A 21,303-nucleotide genomic window follows, 5' to 3' on the forward strand; every position below is an offset into this window, starting at 1 on the left:
GATCAGGGTCCGGGGATCAGGGCCCGGGGATCAGCCCTTGACCTCGACCTGCGTCCAGGCCGGGTTGCCGAAGGAGTCGAAACTCACGTTCTGCACGTTGGTCGAGTAGCCCGAGTTGGTGCGGTAGTACCAGAGCGGGACGGCCGGCATGCCGCTCTGCAGCACCGCCTCGGCCTGCTGGTAGCCGGTCACCGTGTCGGCGACGCTGGCGGCCTCGTCGGCCTGGGTCGCCGCCTGGTCGAACTGCGGGCTGCTGTACCCGGTGTCGTTGGACGCGGCACCGGTGCGGTACACGTCGGCCAGGAAGTTGGCGTTCAGCGGGTAGTCCTGCACCCAGCCGGTGCGGAAGGCGCCGTTGAGCTGGTGCGCGGTGATGGCCTGGCGGGCGGTCTTGAAGTCGGGCTTCGGGTCGCCGAGGCAGTCGACGCCGGTGTTCTGCCGGATCGAGTTGCAGACCGCGTCGACCCACTCCTTGTGGCCGCCGTCCGCGTTGTAGGTGATCAGCACCTTGTTGCCGGGGACGCCGCCGCCCTGCTGGATCAGCTGCTTGGCCTTGGCGGGGTCGAAGTTGCAGAAGTCCCCGCAGGTGCCGGCCTTGTAGCCCTCGACGCCCTCCGCCACCCAGGCGCTGGCCGGCGCGCGGGAACCCTGCAGCACCGTCTTGGTGATGGTCGCGCGGTCGATCGCCATCGACAGGCCCTGGCGCACCTGGGCCTTCTCCGGGGCGGCCCAGTCGGCCTGGTAGAGGGTGAAGCCGATGTTCTGGATGGCGCCCTGCGGCGCGTCCACCGCGCGGTCGCCGAGGTCGCTCTTGTACGTGGCCAGCGCGGACGGCGGCACCTGGTCCATCACGTCCAGGTTGTTGGACTGGAGGTCGGCGTAGGCGGCCTCGGACGTGGTGTACATCTTGAAGACGACGCCGCCGTTCTTCGGCTTGTCCACGCCCTGGTAGTCCGGGAAGCTCTTGGTGACCACCTGGCTGTTGTGCGCCCAGCTGACGAACTGGTACGGGCCGTTGCCCACCGGCTTCTGCCCGTACCCGGCCGGGTCCTTGAAGAAGCCCTCGGGCAGCGGCGAGAAGGCGATGTAGCCGAGCTTGTACTCGAAGTACGAGACCTTGTGGTTCAGCTTGACGGTGAAGTGCAGGTCGTCGGTGACGGTCAGTCCGGACATCTTGTCCGAGGTGGGCTGGCCGGAGGCCGGGTGGACGTCCTGGTAGCCCTCGATGTCGGAGAACCAGGAGCTGTTGATCTGGTTGTTGGCGGGGTTGGCGCCCCAGTTCCAGGCGTCGACGAAGTTCTGGGCGTGCACCGGGGTGCCGTCGTGGAACTTCCAGCCGTCCTTCAGGGTGACGGTGAAGGTCAGCGAGTCACTGGTGTCGATCGCGTCGGCGACCTGCATCCGGATCTTGGCATTGGTGGGGTCGTAGTCGACCAGCCCCTTGAAGAGGTTCTGGATGATGCGACCACCGCCGACCTCGTTCGCGTTGGCGGGCTGCAACGGGTTCTGCGGCTCGTTGCTCTGGTAGCTGAAGGTCTTGCTGGCGTCCGACGAGCCGCTGCCTCCTCCGCCGTTGCTGCTGCACCCGGTGGCCACCAGGACCACGGACGTCGCAACGGCGAGGACCCATCGAGCACGGGCGGCTTCGGGCATGGAGGTCCCTCCTCAAGGTGTGTGTCGCATCACACCCCATGAGAAGCGCGCCCCGGCGACGGCGCGAGTCAGGTGCACCCGCACGGGTGCCGTGACCCCCTGCCGAGTTGACGCGGCGCCGGATCGACGCGGCGCCGGATCAACAGAATGCCGGAAGGGCCCGTGGCGCGAACGCCACGGGCCCTTCCTGGGACCAGCGGGGGAATCAGGCCGCGGCCTGCTCCCGGACCTCGGGGAAGTGGCAGGCCGACTCGTGCGCGGCCGGGCCCTTCAGCAGCGAGGGGACCGCGAGCAGCGGGACCTCCTCGGAGCACCGCTCCTCCGCCTTCCAGCAGCGGGTGCGGAAGCGGCAGCCGGACGGCGGGTTGGCCGGCGAGGGGATGTCCCCGCTGAGCACGATCCGGTCGCGGGTCTCGCGCGCCGCCGGGTCCGGCACCGGCACCGCGGAGAGCAGCGCCTGGGTGTACGGGTGGGTGGCGTTCTCGTAGATCTCCTCGTCCGAGCCGATCTCGACCATCTTGCCCAGGTACATCACGCCGACGCGGTCGGAGATGTGCCGGACGATGGAGAGGTCGTGCGCGATGAACATGTAGGAGAGGCCGAACTCGCCCTGCAGCTGCTCCAGCAGGTTGATCACCTGCGCCTGGACGGACACGTCCAGCGCGGAGACCGGCTCGTCGCAGATGATGATCTCGGGCTTGAGCGCGAGACCGCGGGCGATGCCGATGCGCTGGCGCTGGCCGCCGGAGAACTGGTGCGGGTACCGGTTGATGTACTCCGGGTTCAGACCCACGACGTCCAGCAGGTCCTGGACGGCCTTGCGGCGGTCGCCCTTGGGCGCCACCTCGGGGTGGATCTCGAACGGCTCGCCGATGATGTCGCCGACCGTCATGCGCGGGTTGAGCGAGGTGTACGGGTCCTGGAACACCATCTGGATGTTCCGGCGGACGGCCTTGAGGGCCGCCCCCTGGAGCGTGGAGATGTCCTCGCCCTTGAAGAGCACCTGGCCGGAGGTGGGCCGCTCCAGGTTCATCAGCACCTTGGCCAGCGTGGACTTGCCACAGCCGGACTCGCCGACGATCCCGAGCGTCTCGCCCTTCTTCAGCTCGAAGGAGATGCCGTCGACCGCCTTGACCGCGCCGACCTGCTTCTTCAAGAGGATGCCCTGGGTCAGCGGGTAGTGCTTGACCAGGTCCTTGACCTCCAGGATGTTCTCAGCCATGGAGGGTCTCCTTCCAGAGGTGGCACGCGCTGCGGCGGCCGGTGAGCTCCTTGCCGTCCTTGTCCGTCACGTGGTGCAGCGCCGGGGTCTCGGTGCGGCACAGGTCGGTGGCGACGTCGCAGCGGGGGTTGAACGCGCAGCCGGCCGGAACCTTGAGCAGGTTCGGGGGCAGGCCCTTGATCGCGTACAGCTCCTGGCCCTTCTGGTCCAGGCGCGGGATGGAGCGGAGCAGGCCCTTGGTGTACGGGTGCGCGGGGTTCGCGTACAGGTCGTGCACCGGGGCGGTTTCCACGATCCGGCCCGCGTACATCACGGCGATCTTGTCCGCGACGTCGGCGACCACGCCGAGGTCGTGGGTGATCAGGATCAGGCCCATGTTGTACTCGGCCTGGAGCTCGGCCAGCAGGTCCATCACCTGGGCCTGGACGGTGACGTCCAGGGCGGTGGTGGGCTCGTCCGCGATGATCAGGTCCGGCTCCAGGGAGAGCGCCATCGCGATCATGATGCGCTGGCGCATGCCGCCGGAGAACTGGTGCGGGTAGTCGTTCACCCGCTGGCGGGCGGCCGGGATGCGCACCCGCTCCATCAGCTCGATGGCCTTCTCCTTGGCCTCCTTCCTGGAGGCCCCCTGGTGCACGCGGAACATCTCGCCGAGCTGGTAGCCGACGCTGAGCACCGGGTTCAGCGCGGAGAGCGCGTCCTGGAAGATCATCGCGATCTTCCGGCCGCGGATCCGGCGCCGCTCCTCGCCGCTCATCGTGAGCATGTCCTGGCCGCGGTACAGGATCTGGCCCTGGGTCACCTTGCCCGGGGGCATGTCCAGGATGCCCATGATGGTCTGCGCCGTCACGGACTTGCCGGAGCCGGACTCGCCGAGCACGGCGAGGGTCTCGCCGGCCGCGACGGAGTAGTTGACGCCGTTCACTGCCTTGGCCACGCCGTCCCGGGTGTGGAACTCCACGTGGAGGTCCTTCACCTCCAGGAGAGGAGTGCCGACTTCGAGCCGGTCATTCTTCTGGTTGTTCTCGATCACGGTGGTCATCGGGTCGTCACCTCTTCTCTCAGCGGAGCTTCGGGTCGAGGGCGTCGCGCACCGCGTCGCCGAGCATGATGAACGCCAGCACGGTAAGGCTCAGCATTCCGGCGGGGAAGAACAGGGCGAACGGTGCCGTGCGGATCACCTTCTGGGCCGAGTTGATGTCGATACCCCAGGAGATGGTCGGGTCCTGAAGACCGATGCCGAGGAAGCTCAGCGTCGCCTCGGTGGCGATGTAGCCGCCGAGCGCGATGGTGGCGACGACGATCACCGGGGCGATCGCGTTCGGCAGGATGTGCTTGAACATGATCCGGCCGGTGCCGGCGCCGAGCGCCTTGGCCGCCGTCACGAAGTCGGCCTGCTTGACCGTGATCACCGAGCCGCGCATGACACGGGTCATCTGGGTCCAGCCCAGGGCGACCAGCGCGAACACCACGCTCCAGACGGTGCGGTCGGTGAAGGCGTTCAGGACCACCAGCGAGCCGAGCAGCAGCGGGATGCCGAAGAAGATGTCGGTGATGCGGGAGATGATCGTGTCGACCCAGCCGCCGAAGTAGCCGGCCACCATGCCGGCGAGGCCGCCGAGGATGGTCACGCCCAGGGTGACGCAGATGCCGACCACGACCGAGGCGCGGGCGCCGTAGACGACGCGGGCGTAGATGCTGCGGCCCTGGAGGTCGTAGCCGAACCAGTCCGCCTGGAAGAAGTGGCTGTAGTTCGGCTTCGACAGGTAGTGGTTGCGCAGGTCGCCGGCCCGCGGGTCCACCGAGGTGAACAGCCCGGGGGCGATGGCGATGACGATCAGCAGCAGGATCAGCAGCCCGGAGATCACGAAGATCGGCTTGCGACGCAGGTCGTGCCAGGCGTCCGAGCCGAGGCTGCGGGCTTTCTCCTGCTTCGGCGCCGGGGCGTCCGCCGCGCGCTGGGCCGGGATGTCCCCGGCGGTCTTCTTCTCGGTCAGGTCAGGCATAACGGATCCTCGGGTCCAGGACCGCGTAAAGCAGGTCGACGATCAGGCCGGCGGCCAGGTAGACGATCACGAGGAAGGCCACGAAGCCGGAGACGGTCGCGCCCTCCTTCATGTTGATCGCTTGGTAGAGCGCGTGACCCACGCCCTGGACGTTGAAGATGCCCTCGGTCACGATCGCGCCGCCCATCAGGGCGCCGAGGTCGGTGCCGAGGAAGGTGACCACCGGGATCATCGAGTTGCGGAGCAGGTGGGTGCCGATCACCTTGCGGCGCGGCAGGCCCTTGGCCACCGCGGTGCGCACGTAGTCGGCCTTGATGTTCTCGGCTATGGAAGTACGGGTGAGGCGCGCGACGTAGGCCAGCGAGAGCGAGCCGAGCACCACGGCCGGCAGCACCAGCTGGGTGATGTCGTTGCTGTCCTGGACGGTCGGGGTGACCCACTTCAGGTTCTGCCCGAAGACCGTCTGGAAGATGAAGCCCAGCACCGGGACCGGGATCGAGATCAGCAGCAGGGTGAGGACCAGGGCGCCCTTGTCGAACATCTTGCCGCGGCGCAGACCGGCGTACAGGCCGATGCCGATGCCGAGCACGATCTCGATGGCGAACGCGAACAGCGCCAGCCGGGTCGTGACCGGCAGCGCCTCGGTGATCTTGTCGATGACCGGGCGCTGGTCCAGACCGGTGCCGAAGTCACCGGTGAGCAGCTTGCCCATGTAGTCGAAGTACTGCTGGATCAGCGGCTTGTCGAAGCCCTGCTGGTGCTTGAGAGCGGCGAGCTGCACCGGGTCCGGTGCCTTGTCGCCCCACAGTGCTGCCACCGGGTCACCAGGCAGCAAGTGCACCATGAAAAAGATGAGTGCGGTCGTTCCGAGGAACACCGGGATCATCTGGAGCAGTCGCCTTGCGACAAAGCGCCCCATCGTGCCTCCATGTATGGCCCTGCCGAGCCCGTCAACTCGGCAAGAGAAAAGTCGGCGTGCCAACGGCCGGTGCCAGTCCTCGCCCTCGTGGGGATGGACGGGCACCGGCCGTTGTCACCGGGTCAGGCGGTGCCGACCGATTACTTCTTCTTCTTGACCTCGACGTCGGTGTAGACCGGGTCGCCGAAGGAGTTGAACTTCACGTTCTGGACGTTCTTGGAGTAGCCGGAGCTGGTCTTGTAGTACCAGAGCGGGATGGCCGGCATGTCCTTGGCCAGAACGGCCTCGGCCTGCTGGTAGAGCTCGGCGGTCTTCTCGACCGTGGTGGCGGCGTCCGCCTCCTTCGACAGCTTGTCGAACTCGGGGCTCGAGTAGCCACCGTCGTTGGCCGCGGCACCGGTGCCGTAGACGTCACGCAGGAAGTTGGCGTTCAGCGGGTAGTCCTGCACCCAGCCGGTCCGCATCATGCTCTGGACCTGCTTGTTGGTGATGATGTCGCGCGAGGTCTTGAAGTCCGGCTTCGGGTCACCGAGGCACTCGACGCCGGTCGCCTGGCGGATGGAGTTGCAGACCGCGTCCACCCACTCCTTGTGGCCACCGTCGGAGTTGTACTGGATGAGGACCTTGCCACCGGGGACGCCGCCACCCTCGGTGATCAGCTGCTTGGCCTTCTCCGGGTTGTACTTGCAGGCGTCGCCGCAGGTGCCGGCCTTGTAGCCCATGACGCCGGGCGCCACGAACGAGTCGGCGGGCAGGCGGTTGCCGTTCAGCACGGTCTTGGTGATGGTCTCGCGGTCGATCGCCATCGAGAGGCCCTGACGGACCTTCTCCTTGCCCTGCTCGCTCCAGCCGCCCTGGTACAGCGCGAAGCCGATGTTCTGGATGGCGCCCTGCGGCTGGTCGACCGCGCGCTTGCCCAGGTCGTCCTTGTACTTCGGCAGGTCGGTCGGGTCGACCTGGTCCAGCACGTCCAGCGTGTCGGACATCAGGTCCTTGTACGCGGCCTCACCGGCGGTGTAGTTGCGGAAGACGACACCGCCGTTCTTCGGCTTGTCGATGCCCGTGTACTTGTCGTACGCGGCCAGCGTGATGGCCTTGTTGTGCTCCCACGAGACGAACTTGTAGGGGCCGTTGCCGACCGGCTTCTGGCCGTAGCCGGCCGGGTCGGCGAAGAAGCCCTCGGGCAGCGGGAAGAAGGCCGAGTAGCCGAGCTTGTACGTGAAGTACGAGACCGGGCTGGTCAGTTCGATCGTGAAGTGGGTGTCGTCGACGACCTTCAGGCCGGACATCTCGGTGGCGGTCGGGTCACCCTTCTCCGGGTGCACGGCGTCGTAGCCGACGATGTCCGAGAACCAGTCCGAGTTGATCTGGTTGTTCTTCGGGTTGGCCGACCAGTTCCAGGAGCCGACGAAGGACTTGGCGGTGACCGGGGTGCCGTCGTGGAAGGTCCAGCCGGACTTCAGCGTGACGGTGTAGTTCTTGGCGTCGGTGGTCTCGATCTTGTCGGCCACCTGGTTGCGCAGGGCACCGGTCGCGGGGTCGTAGTCGACGAGGCCCTTGAAGAGCTGCTTGACGATACGGCCGCCCTGGTTCTCCATGGCGTTCGCCGGCTGGAGCGGGCGCTGCGGCTCCGCGCTCTGGTAGCTGAAGCTGGCCCCGGGGTCGACCGCAGCGCTGTCGGAGCTACCCCCGGAGGAGTCGCTGCTGCTGCACGCAGTCGCAGCGAGGGCGACAGCAACAGCTGCGACAACCCACTTGGCCTGGCTCGCACCGCGCATCGGTGTGCCTCCTGAATTCGACGTTGCAACGAGGAGGGCACTGCGGAACGGTGATCACCGGGCCCGCTGTGCCGTCCGCGCTCGTGGTTTCGGCGCGCACCCCTGCGCGTTCACCCTTGACCCGAGCCTGACTGCACCCACTATCCGTCACGCACGGACACGAAAGTGACCAGTGACGATCTCAATTAGGTCACATGAACAGTCGGTAAGTTTCGAAAACCGGACATTTGAGACATAGCCAGACAGGCACCAAACGGACAGTCGTCACGGATGACGAACTGTCACGTCCGCTCAGCGGACACTCGGCTGTGATGAGCGCTATTCCGTGAATAGCGGCCCCGACAACTTGGAGTAGTTGAAAAAGTTCGCCCCCCTCTCCATGGGAAAGGGGGGCGAATCATTCCGGCCAATGGCCGTTCAGTGCGTCCGGATCACGCCTTCTTGGCGCGCGAGGCAGTGCGTCCGCGGTCCTTCTGGTCAAGGACGACCTTACGGATGCGAACCGTCTCCGGGGTCACCTCGATGCACTCGTCCTCGCGGCAGAACTCCAGCGACTGCTCCAGCGAGAGCTTGCGCGGCGGGACGATCGACTCGGCCACATCGGCGTTCGCCGACCGCATGTTGGTGAGCTTCTTCTCCTTGGTGATGTTCACGTCCATGTCGTCGGCACGCGAGTTCTCACCGACGATCATGCCCTCGTACACCTCGGTGCCCGGCTCGCAGAAGAGCACGCCGCGCTCCTGCAGGTTGGTCATCGCGAAGGCGGTGACCACGCCGGCCCGGTCGGCGACCAGCGAGCCGTTGTTGCGGGTGGTCAGGTTGCCGAACCACGGCTCGTGACCCTCGTGGATCGAGTGGGCGATGCCGGTGCCGCGGGTGTTGGTGAGGAACTCGGTGCGGAAGCCGATCAGGCCGCGGGACGGCACGACGAACTCCATCCGGACCCAGCCCGAACCGTGGTTGGACATGTTGTCCATCCGGCCCTTGCGGATGCCCATGAGCTGCGTGACCGCGCCCATGTGCTCCTCGGGCACGTCCACCGTGAGGCGCTCGACCGGCTCGTGGGTCTTGCCGTTGACCTCCTTGGTGACCACCTGCGGCTTGCCGACGGTCAGCTCGAAGCCCTCGCGACGCATGGTCTCGATCAGGATGGCCAGCGCCAGCTCACCGCGGCCCTGCACCTCCCAGGCGTCCGGACGCTCGGTGTCCAGGACGCGCAGCGAGACGTTACCGATCAGCTCGCGGTCCAGGCGGTCCTTCACCTGGCGGGCGGTGACCTTGCGGTCCACCTTGCCGGCGGCCTTGGCGTCCGCGCCCTTGCCGCTGCCACCACGGCCGACCAGCGGGGAGGTGTTGGTGCCGATGGTCATCGAGATGGCCGGCTCGTCCACCGTGATCAGCGGCAGCGCGATCGGGTTCTCCGGGTCGGCCAGGGTCTCGCCGATCATGATCTCGCCGATGCCGGCGACGGCGCAGATGTCACCGGGGCCCGCCACCTCGGCGGGCTTGCGGGTGAGCGCCTCGGTCATCAGCAGCTCGGAGATGCGGACGTTCTGGATCGAGCCGTCACGCTTGATCCAGGCCACGGTCTGGCCCTTGCGCAGCTCGCCCTGCTCGACGCGGAGCAGCGCGATGCGGCCGAGGAAGTTGTCGGCGTCCAGGTTGGTGACGTGGGCCTGGAGCGGCGCGGCCTCGTCGTAGCTGGGGGCCGGGACGTGCTCCAGCAGGGTGGAGAAGAACGGCTCCAGGCTGGTGCTGTCGGCCGGGACGGTGCCGTTCTCCGGCTTGGTCAGCGAGGCGACACCGTCACGGGCGCAGGCGTAGACGATCGGGAACTCGATCTGGTCCTCGTCCGCGTCCAGGTCCAGGAAGAGGTCGTAGGTCTCGTTGATGACCTCGTCGATCCGGGAGTCCGGACGGTCGGTCTTGTTGATGCAGAGGATGACGGGCAGGCGGGCCGTGAGCGCCTTGCGGAGCACGAAGCGGGTCTGCGGCAGCGGGCCTTCGGAGGCGTCGACCAGCAGGACGACCGCGTCCACCATCGACAGACCGCGCTCGACCTCGCCACCGAAGTCGGCGTGGCCCGGGGTGTCGATGATGTTGATGGTGATCGGCGCGCCACCATCCTTGGGGTGGTACTTGACCGCGGTGTTCTTCGCGAGAATGGTGATGCCCTTCTCGCGCTCCAGGTCGTTGGAGTCCATCATCCGGTCATCGAGGTGCTGGTGGGCGGCGAAGGCGCCGGCCTGCTTGAGCATGGCGTCGACCAGCGTGGTCTTGCCGTGGTCGACGTGGGCGACGATGGCGACGTTACGGATGTCGTTGCGCGTGGGCATGCCTAGCGGATTCTCCCGGAATCGTGGGTTACGGCGCCCGGCCGCGAGACGCGCACTTGCGACCTCTTCGGTCGCCGCCACCCGTTCCGCCTGCTACTACCGGTCCACCCGCCGGGCATATCGACATGCCTCGGCTTCCTCCTATCGTACGGGGAAGCGCCCAGGTGAGCAGAAACGGGCAGGTCGCACGGGATCAAGATCACAGGTGGGTCACATGCCCTTCACCCCGCGGCCCGCCTCCGACACTCTTCCGTCCGTGATCCAACACCTCCGGGCCTCGCTGCCCTGGCTGTTCCGCGCCGTCGGCGCCGTGCTCCTGTACCTGGCGATCCTCCACGGCCTGCCGGGCCCAACCGCTCTCGGCTGCGCGATCGGCTTCCTGGTGGGCCAGGAGCCGCTGTCCGACCTCTGGTTCCTGCTCACCCACCGGCTCTGCGGCGGGCGGCTGTACTGCGCCTCGTACGGCAGGGGCCGGGCCCTGTGGAGCGGCTCGGTCGCCGGGGTGCCCGTCGAACTGGGGCTGCGGCCGACGAGCGGATTCCTGTTCCCCTGGGGCCTGCTGCCGGTCCGCGCGCCCCGGCTGCGGCTGTGGCTCGCCTCGGTCGCACGGTTCGGAGTCCACGCGGGGCTCGGAGCCTGGCTGGCGGCCTCCGCCACGGAACTGCCCCGGGGCATCGGCCTCGGGCTGCTGTTCTCCCTCGCCATGACCGCGGTGACCACCGCGACGAGCCCGGTCAACTCCCTCTGGGCCGTGTTCGTCATGCCCTTCCGGCCGGGCTCCGTGACGGTCGACGCCGAGTCGCCGAGCGCCGTCGAGGCCGAGCGGTTCCTGGTCCGGGGCCGGATCTCCGAGGCGCGCCGCGAGCTGGGCAAGGGCACACCCATGGTCCTCACCGCTGCCGGGATCGCGCTGGCCGAGGGCCGCTACGAGGAGGCCGAGCGGCTCACCGACGAGGCCTTCGAGCGGGGCCACACGCCCGCCGACTCGAGTGTGGCCTTCATCGCCGCCATGGCCCTCGTCGGCCGCGCCGACGCCGGGGATCAATCCCCCGCGCGGGCCGGAGCACTGCTGGAGCCGTATCTCGTCCGACTGGGCGTCCACGACCGGACGCTCGCCCGCGACTTCCTCCCGGCGGCCGAGCTCGCCCGGTTCCAGAACGATCCGCGGGCCGCCGTCCGAGCGGCCCGCCGTCTGTCGAACGCGGTCGGCTCCCGCTTCCACCGGTCCCTGGCCTGCTGCTCCCTCGCCGCAGCCCTCATCGCCGACGGGCGTCCGGAGGAGGCCCGCGAGGCGCTCGCCCGGGCCCGCCGGGAGTGCCCCGGACTGGCCCGGATCGCCGAGGTCGGACGCATGCTGGAGCCGGTCGAGGCGGCCCGGTGAGTGTCCCGATCGTCCTGGCGCGCGGCACCCGGTTCAGTGCCGGGCAGTGGAGCCCCCAGCTGTCCGCGCTGCGGGAGGAGTTCCCGGTGGTGGCCGTCGACCTGCCGGGGCACGGGGCCAGGCGCGGCGAGCCGTGGAGCCCGACGGCCGCCTGCGCGGCGGTCGCGGCGGGCGTCGAGGAGCTGGGCCGCTTCGAGCCGGGTGCCCTGCGCCGGATCGAGGCGCCGGTGCTGATCCTGAACGGGGAGAAGGACCCCGCCTTCCGCTCCGGCGAGCGGGCCCTCGCCGCCGCCCACCCGCGCGGGCGGGCCCGGGTCCAGCTGGTTCCCCGGGCCCGGCACCTCGCGAACCTCGACGCTCCGGAGGCCGTAACTGACGCCGTGCGCCGCTTCGCCCGGGAGCTCTAGCGGAGCAGGCCCACGTCCTGGAAGCGCGGCCACCCGTAGCCGTACGCGCCCGCGCCGGCCACCCCGGTCCGGACCCCGACCAGCTCCGGCCGCTGGTAGAGCGGGACCGAGTGGCCGAGCTGCCAGATCCGTACGTCCGCCTCCTGGAGCAGGCCCAGCCGGGCCTCCGGGTCCGGTTCGGCGGCCGCCCGGTCGAACAGCCGGTCGATCTCCTCGGTACCGCTGCGGCCGAAGTTGCCGCCCGGCTCGGGCACGCCGTCCAGGTCCGGCCGGGGCTTGGCGTAGACGGAACGCTGTTCGACCGCCGGGCTGGGGCCGGCCGGCCAGGAGAGGAGCGCGAGGTCGTAGTCCCCGGCCGCCAGGTGCTCCCCGACGAAGGACTCGGCGGGCGCGGGCACCCGCTGCACCGCGATCCCGGACTCCCCGAGGCCTGCGATGAGCGCGTCGGCGGTGCGCTCGGCGGTCGCCGAACCGGCCGGGACGAGCAGCGAGAGGGCGAGCGGCTTGCCGTCCTTGGCCCGGGTGCCCCCGCCGGCGGGCCGCATCCAGCCCGCCTCGTCCAGCAGCCGGCCCGGGTCCGCCGGACCGGCCGCGTCGCTGTTGTCCCGGTAGCCCTGCTGGTCGCCCGCGAACAGGTGGCTGCCCAGCGGGGCGGCGGGCAGGCCGAGCGGGGTGAGCGCGGCGTCGGCGATCCGCCGCCGGTCGACGGCCCGGGTGAGGGCGCGGCGCACCAGCGGGTCGGTCAGCGGGCCGCGCGCCGCGTTGAGGGTGAGCTGGGTGAGCGAGGCCGCGGCGGCCCGGTGGACGGTGACGTCGGGCAGCGATTCGGCCCGCCGCAGCGCCAGTGCCGCCGCCTCGGGCGCGGCCGCGGGCGGCGGCGCGGCGGAGGCTGACGCGGAGGCGGAGGCGGAGGCAGAGGCGGAAGCGGAGGCGGAGGCGGAGGCGGACGGCTCGGGAGGGGCGGCCGGCGCCGCCCGGTCCACCGCCGCGGTGAGCGGGGCGATGTCCAGGCGCTCCTGGTCCAGCGCGTCCAGCCGCTGCTCGGGCCGCACGGCGAGGAAGTCGATCCGGTCGGCCTTCGGCGGGTCGCCCCACCAGAGCGGGCTGCGCACCACGGTGACCGTCCCGCCCTCGGCGTCGTACCGGGAGAGGGTGTACGGGCCGGCGTCCGGCCGGCCGCCGTCGGCCGGCGTCCGGGGAGCAGCGGCCGGACCGGCCGTCTCGGCGGCCGGGTAGAGCGGGCCGAACAGTGCAGGCCACTCCGCGTACGGCCGCCGGAAGGTCACCCGCACCTCGTGCGGGTCGGCGCCCTGGGCGACCGAGTCGATGGCGTCGTACCCGGCCGCCTTCCCGCTCCGGCGGGCCGGGTCCGGGCCGGACAGCGCGGTCCGCTGGGCGTCGAGGTCGGCGGCCGAGATCGGGGTGCCGTCGCTCCAGACGGCGCTCGGGTTGAGCCGGTAGGTCACCACCTGCGGCTGCTCCCCGGGCGGGGTGGAGTCGACGCCCGCCAGGTAGTCGGGGTCGGGGACGAGCCGGCCGTGCTCGTCGGGCCGGAACAGCGAGGGGTACAGCGCGTGGGCGAGCAGCGCCGAGTCGGCGGTCGCCGCGCCCTGGTAGACGTTCAGCGTGGCCGGGACGCCGTCCACCGCCCAGCGCAGCGTGCCGCCGTCCTGGACGGCGGTGCGATCGGCGGGCCCGACGTCCCCGGTGGTGGCGGTGGGGTCGGCCGGGGCGGGCACGGGGGCGGGGGCACGGGGGCCCGGGTCGTCGGAGCAGCCGCCGAGAGCGGCGGAGAGCAGCAGCGCGGCGGCTGCGGCGGTGAGCTGGCGGACGCGCATGGCGGCTATCGAACGCCGCCGCGGGCGCCCGGGCCGCGCCGACACGGCGGGCCGCCGGGCGACTGCACCCGTCCGGCCCACCGTTGCGGGCGGCTAGAGGGCCAGCTCGAACCAGACGATCTTGCCCTTGGGCGTGCGCCGGCTGCCCCAGCGCTCGGCCAGCAGGCTGACCAGTTGCAGGCCGCGCCCGCCCTCGTCGGTCTCCTGCGCGCGCCGCTGCCGGGGCTGCGCGTAGCCGTCGTCCCAGACCTCGCAGACCAGGCTGCGCTCGCGCAGCAGCCGCAACCGGATCTCGCCCCGCCCGTGCTTGAGCGCGTTGGTGACCAGCTCGCTGACCAGCAGCTCGGTGGTGTCGACCAGCTCGTCCAGCCCCCGGGCGAGCAGCCAGCTGCACGCCAGCTCCCGGGCCTTGGCCACCGAGGTGGGCTCGGGCGGCAGGAACCAGTTGCCGACGGCGTCGTCGGGGAAGGCGTGCACCTTGGCCATCAGCAGGGCGATGTCGTCCTCGCCGTGGTGCGGGTTGAGCTCCCCGAGCACGTGGTCGCAGAGGTCCTCCAGCCCCTTGCCCTCGTGGGAGAGCGCGGAGCGGAAGGCCCGCAGGCCCTCGTCCAGCGGGTGCTTGCGGCTCTCCACCAGGCCGTCGGTGTAGAGGCCGAAGACGGCGCCGTCCGGGAGGTCGATCGCGACCTCCTCGAAGGGCTCGCCACCGACGCCGAGCGGCAGGCCGGGCGGTACGTCGAGCATCCGGGCGCCCTCGCCGGGGCTGAGCAGGACGGGCGGCAGGTGGCCGGCGTTGGCGATCCAGCAGCGCCGGCTGACGGCGTCGAAGACCGCGTAGACGCAGGTCGCCAGGTAGACCTCGCGGGCCTCCTCGTCGGCGGTCGAGGTGAGCCGGCCGTACGGGGTGGGCGGGCCGACCGGCACCGAGTCGTCGCCGAGGCCGCGGGCGATCTCGTCCAGGGCGGTGAGCACCTCGCCCGGTTCCAGGTCGAGCATGGCCAGGGTGCGGACGGCGGTGCGCAGTTGGCCCATGGCGACGGCGGCGCGCAGGCCGCGGCCCATCACGTCGCCGATGACCAGCGCGGTGCGGTTGCCGGGCAGCGGGATGACGTCGAACCAGTCGCCGCCGACCTCGGTGTTGTTGTTGCTGGGCAGGTAGCGGCAGGCGATCTCCAGGCCGCTGGCGGCCGGGTTGCCCGGGGGCAGCAGGCTGCGCTGGAGGATCAGCGCCCGCTCGTGCTCGCGCCGGTAGAGCCGGGCGTTGTCGATGCAGACGGCGGCGCGGGCGACGAGTTCCTCGGCGATCGCGACGTCGCGGGCGTCGAAGGGCTCGCTGCCGATCGCCCGGGAGAGCTGGACGAGGCCGAGCACCTGGTCGCGGGCGACCAGCGGGACGATCAGGGTGGAGCGCAGCAGCGGGTCGCGCCCGGGCTCGGGGACGACGCTGCGGCCGGTGCGCAGCGCCCGGGCGTGCGGGGAGCGGCGGGGGTAACAGAGGGTGCCGCCGGCCTCGGCGATCGGCAGGCCGGTCACCGAGCCGAGCACCGAGGAGGCGCCGCCGACCACGCTGGAGACGGCGACCCGACGCAGTTCGCCGCTGCCGTCGGTGAGCACGGTGTCGCCGAGCCGGCCGGCGCTGGGCACGGTCTCGCCGGAGAGCAGCGCGGTGTAGAGGTCGACGGTGGCGAGGTCGCAGAACGGCGGGACGACGACGTCCAGCAGTTCCTTGGCGGTGGTCTCCAGGTCGAGCGTGGAGCCGATGTGCGCGCTGGCCTCATTGAGCAGGGCCAGGTTGCGGCGCACGCCGTCGGCCTCGCGCTCGGCGACGTGCCGGCTGGTGACGTCGGAGACCTGCCCGGCGACGCCCATGGTCTGCCCGGCGGAACCGTTCAGGCGGTACAGCGAGACGGCCCAGAGCCGGTTGCCCTCGCGGGTCGGGACGGCGCCGTGGAAGCGCAGGTCGAAGACGGGCTCGCCGGTGGCCAGCACCTTGCGCAGGGCGGCGGAGAGCCGGTCGGCCTCGGACGGCGGGAAGAGGTCGTGCGGGGTGAGGCCCTCCAGGTCGGTGGGGACCAGGCCCATGCCGGAGGCGAAGGCGTCGTTGACCCGCTGCAGCCGCAGCCGGTCGTCGAACAGCACGAAGCCGGTGGGGGTCTGCCCGAAGACGGCCTCGGAGGCGGCCAGGTCGGTCTCGATCCGGCGCAGCCGTCCGAGGTCGACGGCCAGGCAGGTGGCGCCCGCCGTGGGCAGGGAGCTGTCGGGCATCAGGTAGAGCTCGGCGAGGCCCTCGCCGCCGTCGGCGTCCCGGTACGGGGTGGTGCCGACCCATTCCTCGCCCGCCAGGGTGCGCTCCAGCCGGGCCCGGCCGCGCTGCCAGAGCTCGCGGGGGACGAAGGTGGAGATCGGGTCGGCGCCGACGGCCTCGGCGGCCGGGACCCCGAAGAACTCGGCGGCGCGCTCGCTCCACTGGCTGATCCGCCCGTCGGGGCCGATCGCGAAGGTGGCGACCCGGATGTAGTCGTAGATCGAGCCGGGGTCGCCCGCGCCCCAGGGCCGGTCCTCGGCGACGGGGTGGTGGCCGCGGCCGACGGGCGCGCCGTCCGGTACGGGCAGGTGCGAGGAGCCGGCCTGCCCGGGTACAGCGGCATGACCGCTGCTCCTCGGCGACACGCTCCGCGCCGGAGTGCTGTTCAACGGACCGACCCCTCCAACCCGCGACCGTCCGGATGTCGAGAAGACCGAGTATTCATCATCGAGGGGTACGTTCACACGCCCTCAACATCACAACATCAGATCGGGCGAAGGTTTTTGTCCTACCGCCCGCGCAACCACAATGCCACGCCCGCGCCCCCTTCCGGAGCGCGCGCTCCCCCTGAGCGCCCGATGGCATATGCGGCACCCCCTCCTCGCTGTTCGCTCCGCTCACGATCCGTCCGGCTCATTACCCGGCAGCGCCTGCTCGAACCAGACCACCTTGCCGATCCCCTCGGCCCGGGCGCCCCAGTGCAGGGCCAGCCGGTGGACCAGCTCCAGACCGCGCCCGCCCTCGTCGGCCTCGGCGGCGTGCCGCTCCTGGGGCGGGTCGGGCAGCGGATCGGAGATCTCGACCAGCAGCGTCTCGCCGAGCGTCAGCCGCACCCCGATGGGGGCGCTGGCGTACCGGACGGCGTTCGTCACCAGCTCGCTGACCAGCAGCTCGGCGATGTCGGTGAGCTCCTCGACGCCCCACTCGGCGAGCGTGGCGCGGACCAGCCGGCGTGCCCGGGAGACGGCGGTGGGCTCGGCGGGCAGGGTCCAGCCCGCCGTCGGGGTGCCGGCCTGGCCGTGGCCGAGCCGGGCCAGCAGCAGCGCGACGTCGTCCGGCTCCCGGCCCTGCTCCATGGTGTCCAGCACCGCCTCGCAGGCGGCCTGGATGGAGGCGTGCGGCTCCTGGAGCACCGTGATCAGCCGGCCGAGGCCGACGTCCAGGTCCTTGTCCCGGGACTCGACCAGGCCGTCGGTGCACAGCGCCAGCAGGCTGCCCTCGGGGATCTTCAGTTCGACCGATTCGAACGGAACTCCGCCCACCCCGAGCGGGGCGCCGGAGGGCAGGTCGAGGATGCGGCCGGCGCCGCCGCGCAGCGGGCCGCCGTTGCGGGTCGGCTCCGGGGCGGCCTCGCCCGGCACCACCAGCACCGGCGGGATGTGCCCGGCCTTGGCGACGGTGAGCCGGGCCGTCGTCGGGTCGAAGACCGCGTAGACGCAGGTGGCCAGCAGCGCCTCGTCCGGGCCCTGGGCGAGGTCGTCGGCCAGCTCGTGGACGTGCCGCAGCAGGACGTCCGGCGGCAGGTCGAGGGCGGCCAGCACCCGGACGGCGGTGCGCAGCCGTCCCATGGTGGCGGCGGCCCGCAGGCCGTGGCCCATCACGTCGCCGACCACCAGCGCGGTGCGGTCGCCGGGCAGCGGGATGACGTCGAACCAGTCGCCGCCGACCTCGGTGCCGCTGCTGCCGGGCACGTACCGGTAGGCGACCTCGACGCCGGTGGGCTGCGGGACCTGCTGCGGGAGCAGGGTCCGCTGGAGGGTGAGCGCGGCGGTGCGTTCGCGGGCGTAGAGGCGGGCGTTGTCCAGCGAGCTGCCGGCCCGGTCGGCCAGCTCCACGGTGAAGGCCAGGTCGTCCCGGTCGAAGCCCTCGCGGTAGCCGGACCGGCTGACCAGCAGCAGGCCGATCACGATGCCCCGGGCGCGCAGCGGCACGACCAGCATCGAGTGCACGCCGAGGTCCCGGGCGGCCTGCATCTTCGGGTCGCCGGGGTAGGTCACCTCGTCCAGCTGGTCGGCGCCGGACAGCGGCTCGGGCACGCCGGTGCGCAGCACCCGGCCGCAGACAGAGTCCTCGGCGAAGGTGATCCGGGCGCCGCGGCGCAGCATCACGTCCACCTCGGGGCCGTCCTGGACGGAGGCGGTGCCGAGCTGGAGCAGCGAGGTGCGCCGGTCGTGGCCGTGCCGGGGCAGGTCGTCGCCGTGCGCGACGGCCTGGAGCAGGATCACCGCCGAGTGGTCGGCCAGCCGGGGGACGACCGAGCCGGCCAGCTCCTGGGCGATCCGGGAGGCGTCCAGCAGGTCGCCGACCCGGGAGCCGAACTCGTTGAGCAGCGAGAGCCGGCGCCGGGCGTGCTCGACCTTGGCGACCGCCCGGTAGCGCTCGGTCACGTCCATCACGGTGCCGGAGATGCCGAGCACCCGGCCGGAACGGTCGGTCATCCGGCTGTAGGAGATCGAGCGGTAGCCGGCCCGGGTGGTGACCGGGGAGGCCAGGGTGACGTCGATGACCGGCTCGCCGGTGGCCAGCACCTGGCGCTGGATGGCGGTGATCTCGTCGGCGGCCCGCTCCGGCAGGGTCTCGCCGGTGGTGCGGCCGACGTGGTCGTCCAGGGCGACGCCGTTCATCTCGGCGAGGGTCTGGTTGACGGCGGTGTAGCGCAGGTCGGTGTCCATGATGGCGATGCCCAGCGGGGACTGCTCGAACAGCGCGTCGCGCACCGCGAGGTCCCGCTCGACGGCCTGGACGGCGGCCGCCTCGGCCATGTTGACCTGGAGGAACGGGGTGCCGTCGCCGTCCACCAGGAGGGAGATCCGGGCGTCCACGGCGACCGGGGAGCCGTCCCGGTCGCGCAGCTCGGCGGGGCCGGCCCAGCGGCCGTGCCGCAGGGTGTCCTGGATCGCGCGCCGGATCCGGGCGACCTGCTCCCGGTCGGGGATCAGCTCGTCGATCCGGCGGCCGACCAGCAGCTCGTTCGGCCAGCCGAGCAGTTCCTCGGCGGCCGGGCTCCAGAGCACCACCCGGCCCGCCGTGTCCAGGATCGCGATGGCGACCTTGAGCATGTCCAGCAGGCTGCCCTCGGCGGGCGCGCCCGGGCCGCCGGGACCCCCCGTGCCGGCCGGACCGCCCGGGGCGTCGGCGGGCCCGCCGGGGAACGGCCGGCCGGGACGGCCGCGCAGATCGGACCGGGCGCCGGGGCCGGCCGCCGGGGCCGGCGCCGGCTGGTCGGGGCCCGCGGCGCCGGGGGCCCCGCCGGTGCCGCCGCGGCGACGGCCGGCCGGCGGCCGGGGAGCGGCCGGACGGGCGGCGCGGCGCAGTCGGGCGCGGGCGGCGGCGCTCCCCGCGGAGCCTGCCCGCCGCTCTCCCCCGGCGCCGTTCCCGGTAGTCGACACCGACGGGGCCTCCGGCTCTGGTCGGGATCGGCGTCGCCGGCTGGGGACGGCTCACCGATGGTGACGAATAGTGCCGAAAAGTGACATACCCAGCAGCCTCCAGGCTATCCCGGCCCCTGGGTCGTCTTGTCCGATTGACCTACCCGGCGGACGACGCGTCGCCCCCGGTCGGGACGCCGCCCGCCCCCGCCGTCCCGCCCTCCGTGAGCAGCCGGGCGACGTGCGGCAGCACGTCACGGTCGTGGTCGATCCAGTCCACGGCGTCCAGCTCGTCCGGGCCCAGCCAGCGCAGCGCGTCGTGGTCCTCCAGCGCGCGCGGCTCGCCCGCCAGCAATTCGGCGGCCCAGAAGCGCAGCTCCAGGCCGGGGCGCACGGCCCACGCGCCCGGCAGCCGGGTCAGCGCGCGCGCCCGGACGCCGAGCTCCTCCAGCAGCTCGCGCTCCAGCGCCTGCGCCTCCGTCTCCCCGGGCTCGGCCTTCCCGCCGGGGAACTCCCACCGGCCGGCCACCGCCTCGGGCGCGCTGCGCCGGGCGGCGAGCACCCGGCCGCCGCGGACCAGCGCGCCGCCGACCACGATCCGGGGAGCGGCCGGGGTCGCGCGGGGGTCGGGGGTCTCGGGGGTGTCCGTCGTGGCGTCCATGGGGCCGACCCTACGGGTTCAGGCGTTGCGGACCGTCCCGTCCGCCGCTCCCGGCCGGGCCTCCCCGTCCGCCTCGACCCAGTACATCTGCTTGTGGCCGCGGGCCTCGAACCCGGCGGCCAGCCGTCGGGCCTCGGCCCGGTCGAGGTCCTTGGCGACCAGGAAGCGGTTGCCGTTGTCGTCCTGCCGCATGACCCGGTGGGTGCCCATGGCGGGAGGGTACCCGGGGTCTCCCGCCGGACGTCCCGCTCCGGGCCGGACCCGTTTCCACTCGCGTGGGGCGGGCCGGTCCCCGGCTCGCGTGGGGGTCGGGCCGGGGACGCGCCCACGACGGTACGGCCGGTGGGTTACCGGCAGGTACGGGCCCGGTCAACGGCCGGTAACCAGGGGCGCGGGCGCCTCAGACCCGCAGGTCGGGCGCCTGCTCACCGGTGGACAGGCCCAGCCCGCGGCGGATGTCCAGGATCGTCGGCGCCGTCCTGGCCTCCGTCGCCCTGGCCCGGCGGAGGTCGCCCGTCAGGTCGCTGCCGGAGGCCGCGGCGTCCCAGGCGGCGGCCGCCTGCGACTTGGCCTCGACCAGCTTGGCGATCTTCGGCCGGACGTCGGCCGGCCAGGGCACCGACGGCCCGCCCAGCACCGCCGCCTGGGTCCGCGAGGCCACGGCCATCCGTCGGGCCCACGCCCGGTGGTCGGACTCGGCCTCGGCCACGTCCGCGTCCGGCGGGTCCAGGTAGACGTCGTTGAAGCTCCGGGCGGCCTCCAGGTAGGCCAGCTGGGGCGCGGTCAGGCGGCTCCGGTCGGTGCGGACCGTTCCCCGGTGCCGGTCCTCGCGGTCCTCGTAGGCGCAGGTGACGTACCGTGAGCCGGACGCCCAGTTCCTCGCGGTCGGGTAGAGGTAGACGTCGTCCATGCCGTCCGGGACGGTCCACTGGTCGAGCGCGTAGCCGTTCAGCACCGCGCGGCACAGCCGGCCGGCCGACTCGCGGGCCGCGCTCTCGCCGGGGTAGAGGCCGTTGCCGCTCGGGAGTTCGGCGGTGCCCGCCACCTCGCCGTGGTGCGGCTCGGTGCAGGCCACCCGGTGCACCCAGTACACCGTCTCGTCGCCGGCCCCCTGCGTCGTCGAACCGCCCTGGGGGGAGTCGTAGCAGTCGCCGGCCTTGAGCTCGGACCAGTGCACCGAGCCGGCCGGCGCCTTCGGGGCCTGGCCGAAGCGGCCGGCCCGCGCCGAGCTGAAGTCGGCCGCGCCGAGTGCGAGGGCCAGCAGGACCGTGCCGATCGTGCCGAGCACCAGGCCGGTCACCGCCATGCCGGAGCCGCGCTCCTTGCGGCGGTTGATCTGCACCAGCGCGAGGATGCCGAACACCAGGGCCACCGGGGACACCAGGAGCAGGCCGGTGACCAGGGAGCCGACCGCGAAGCCGTTGGTGGG

General features: G+C 71.9%; 15 protein-coding genes. 2 read left to right on the forward strand and 13 right to left on the reverse strand.

Annotated features, from left to right (window positions below; translation table 11 throughout):
* Nucleotides 1-30: 30 nt before the first annotated feature.
* The 7 genes from ACIQOV_RS01170 to typA form a co-directional block, all read right to left on the reverse strand.
* Nucleotides 31-1,653, reverse strand: coding sequence for an ABC transporter substrate-binding protein (locus ACIQOV_RS01170; RefSeq protein ID WP_401043462.1), 1,623 nt, complete (start codon nt 1,651-1,653; stop codon nt 31-33).
* A gap of 205 nt (nt 1,654-1,858) precedes the next feature.
* Complete coding sequence (locus tag ACIQOV_RS01175; RefSeq protein ID WP_401043465.1) at nt 1,859-2,875, reverse strand: ABC transporter ATP-binding protein; 1,017 nt, start codon at nt 2,873-2,875, stop codon at nt 1,859-1,861.
* Entirely contained in the window at nt 2,868-3,917 is a 1,050-nt protein-coding gene (locus tag ACIQOV_RS01180) for an ABC transporter ATP-binding protein (protein ID WP_380551698.1), read from the reverse strand. The genes ACIQOV_RS01175 and ACIQOV_RS01180 overlap by 8 nt, the downstream gene beginning before the upstream one ends.
* 19 nt (nt 3,918-3,936) lie before the next feature.
* Entirely contained in the window at nt 3,937-4,881 is a 945-nt protein-coding gene (locus ACIQOV_RS01185) for an ABC transporter permease (protein WP_401043467.1), read from the reverse strand.
* Nucleotides 4,874-5,800, reverse strand: coding sequence for an ABC transporter permease (locus ACIQOV_RS01190; protein ID WP_380551692.1), 927 nt, complete (start codon nt 5,798-5,800; stop codon nt 4,874-4,876). Before ACIQOV_RS01190 ends, ACIQOV_RS01185 begins: the two co-directional genes overlap by 8 nt.
* Before the next feature lie 140 nt (nt 5,801-5,940).
* Complete coding sequence (locus ACIQOV_RS01195; protein ID WP_401043469.1) at nt 5,941-7,578, reverse strand: ABC transporter substrate-binding protein; 1,638 nt, start codon at nt 7,576-7,578, stop codon at nt 5,941-5,943.
* Between the two features lie 431 nt (nt 7,579-8,009).
* Nucleotides 8,010-9,914 (reverse strand): translational GTPase TypA, encoded by a 1,905-nt coding sequence (gene typA / locus ACIQOV_RS01200; RefSeq protein ID WP_359899557.1) that lies wholly within the window; start codon nt 9,912-9,914, stop codon nt 8,010-8,012.
* Nucleotides 9,915-10,170: 256 nt separating this feature from the next.
* On the opposite strand from typA, the gene ACIQOV_RS01205 reads away from it, so the two are divergent.
* Both ACIQOV_RS01205 and ACIQOV_RS01210 read left to right on the forward strand, forming a co-directional pair.
* Nucleotides 10,171-11,295: a hypothetical protein gene (locus ACIQOV_RS01205; RefSeq protein WP_401043470.1), complete on the forward strand. Its 1,125-nt coding sequence runs from the start codon at nt 10,171-10,173 to the stop codon at nt 11,293-11,295.
* Entirely contained in the window at nt 11,292-11,702 is a 411-nt protein-coding gene (locus ACIQOV_RS01210) for an alpha/beta fold hydrolase (RefSeq protein ID WP_401043473.1), read from the forward strand. The genes ACIQOV_RS01205 and ACIQOV_RS01210 overlap by 4 nt, the downstream gene beginning before the upstream one ends.
* On the opposite strand, the gene ACIQOV_RS01215 is transcribed toward ACIQOV_RS01210, so the two are convergent.
* From ACIQOV_RS01215 to ACIQOV_RS01240, 6 genes are all read right to left on the reverse strand, one after another.
* Nucleotides 11,699-13,540 (reverse strand): ABC transporter family substrate-binding protein, encoded by a 1,842-nt coding sequence (locus tag ACIQOV_RS01215; RefSeq protein ID WP_401043474.1) that lies wholly within the window; start codon nt 13,538-13,540, stop codon nt 11,699-11,701. The two genes, ACIQOV_RS01210 and ACIQOV_RS01215, sit on opposite strands and share 4 nt — an antisense overlap.
* A gap of 93 nt (nt 13,541-13,633) precedes the next feature.
* Entirely contained in the window at nt 13,634-16,234 is a 2,601-nt protein-coding gene (locus tag ACIQOV_RS01220) for a SpoIIE family protein phosphatase (RefSeq protein ID WP_401043477.1), read from the reverse strand.
* A 228-nt stretch (nt 16,235-16,462) separates the two neighbouring features.
* Nucleotides 16,463-19,234 (reverse strand): SpoIIE family protein phosphatase, encoded by a 2,772-nt coding sequence (locus tag ACIQOV_RS01225; RefSeq protein ID WP_401043480.1) that lies wholly within the window; start codon nt 19,232-19,234, stop codon nt 16,463-16,465.
* A 139-nt stretch (nt 19,235-19,373) separates the two neighbouring features.
* Entirely contained in the window at nt 19,374-19,874 is a 501-nt protein-coding gene (locus ACIQOV_RS01230) for an NUDIX domain-containing protein (RefSeq protein WP_401043483.1), read from the reverse strand.
* 18 nt (nt 19,875-19,892) lie between these two features.
* Entirely contained in the window at nt 19,893-20,084 is a 192-nt protein-coding gene (locus tag ACIQOV_RS01235; protein WP_401043486.1) for an SPOR domain-containing protein, read from the reverse strand.
* A 190-nt stretch (nt 20,085-20,274) separates the two neighbouring features.
* The coding region (locus ACIQOV_RS01240; RefSeq protein ID WP_401043489.1) for a DUF4190 domain-containing protein at nt 20,275-21,303 on the reverse strand (1,029 nt) is incomplete at its 5' end.

This window comes from Kitasatospora sp. NPDC091257, assembly GCF_044757675.1.
Lineage (GTDB): Bacteria > Actinomycetota > Actinomycetes > Streptomycetales > Streptomycetaceae > Kitasatospora > Kitasatospora lactacystinica.

Excerpts from the sequence above, each read along its gene's own strand:
- ACIQOV_RS01215 (WP_401043474.1), bottom strand. The coding sequence starts at position 13,540 with ATGCGCGTCCGCCAGCTCACCGCCGCAGCCGCCGCGCTGCTGCTCTCC.
- typA (WP_359899557.1), bottom strand. The coding sequence starts at position 9,914 with ATGCCCACGCGCAACGACATCCGTAACGTCGCCATCGTCGCCCACGTC.
- ACIQOV_RS01180 (WP_380551698.1), bottom strand. The coding sequence starts at position 3,917 with ATGACCACCGTGATCGAGAACAACCAGAAGAATGACCGGCTCGAAGTC.
- ACIQOV_RS01175 (WP_401043465.1), bottom strand. The coding sequence starts at position 2,875 with ATGGCTGAGAACATCCTGGAGGTCAAGGACCTGGTCAAGCACTACCCG.
- ACIQOV_RS01235 (WP_401043486.1), bottom strand. The coding sequence starts at position 20,084 with ATGGGCACCCACCGGGTCATGCGGCAGGACGACAACGGCAACCGCTTC.
- ACIQOV_RS01230 (WP_401043483.1), bottom strand. The coding sequence starts at position 19,874 with ATGGACGCCACGACGGACACCCCCGAGACCCCCGACCCCCGCGCGACC.
- ACIQOV_RS01185 (WP_401043467.1), bottom strand. The coding sequence starts at position 4,881 with ATGCCTGACCTGACCGAGAAGAAGACCGCCGGGGACATCCCGGCCCAG.
- ACIQOV_RS01195 (WP_401043469.1), bottom strand. The coding sequence starts at position 7,578 with ATGCGCGGTGCGAGCCAGGCCAAGTGGGTTGTCGCAGCTGTTGCTGTC.
- ACIQOV_RS01190 (WP_380551692.1), bottom strand. The coding sequence starts at position 5,800 with ATGGGGCGCTTTGTCGCAAGGCGACTGCTCCAGATGATCCCGGTGTTC.
- ACIQOV_RS01170 (WP_401043462.1), bottom strand. The coding sequence starts at position 1,653 with ATGCCCGAAGCCGCCCGTGCTCGATGGGTCCTCGCCGTTGCGACGTCC.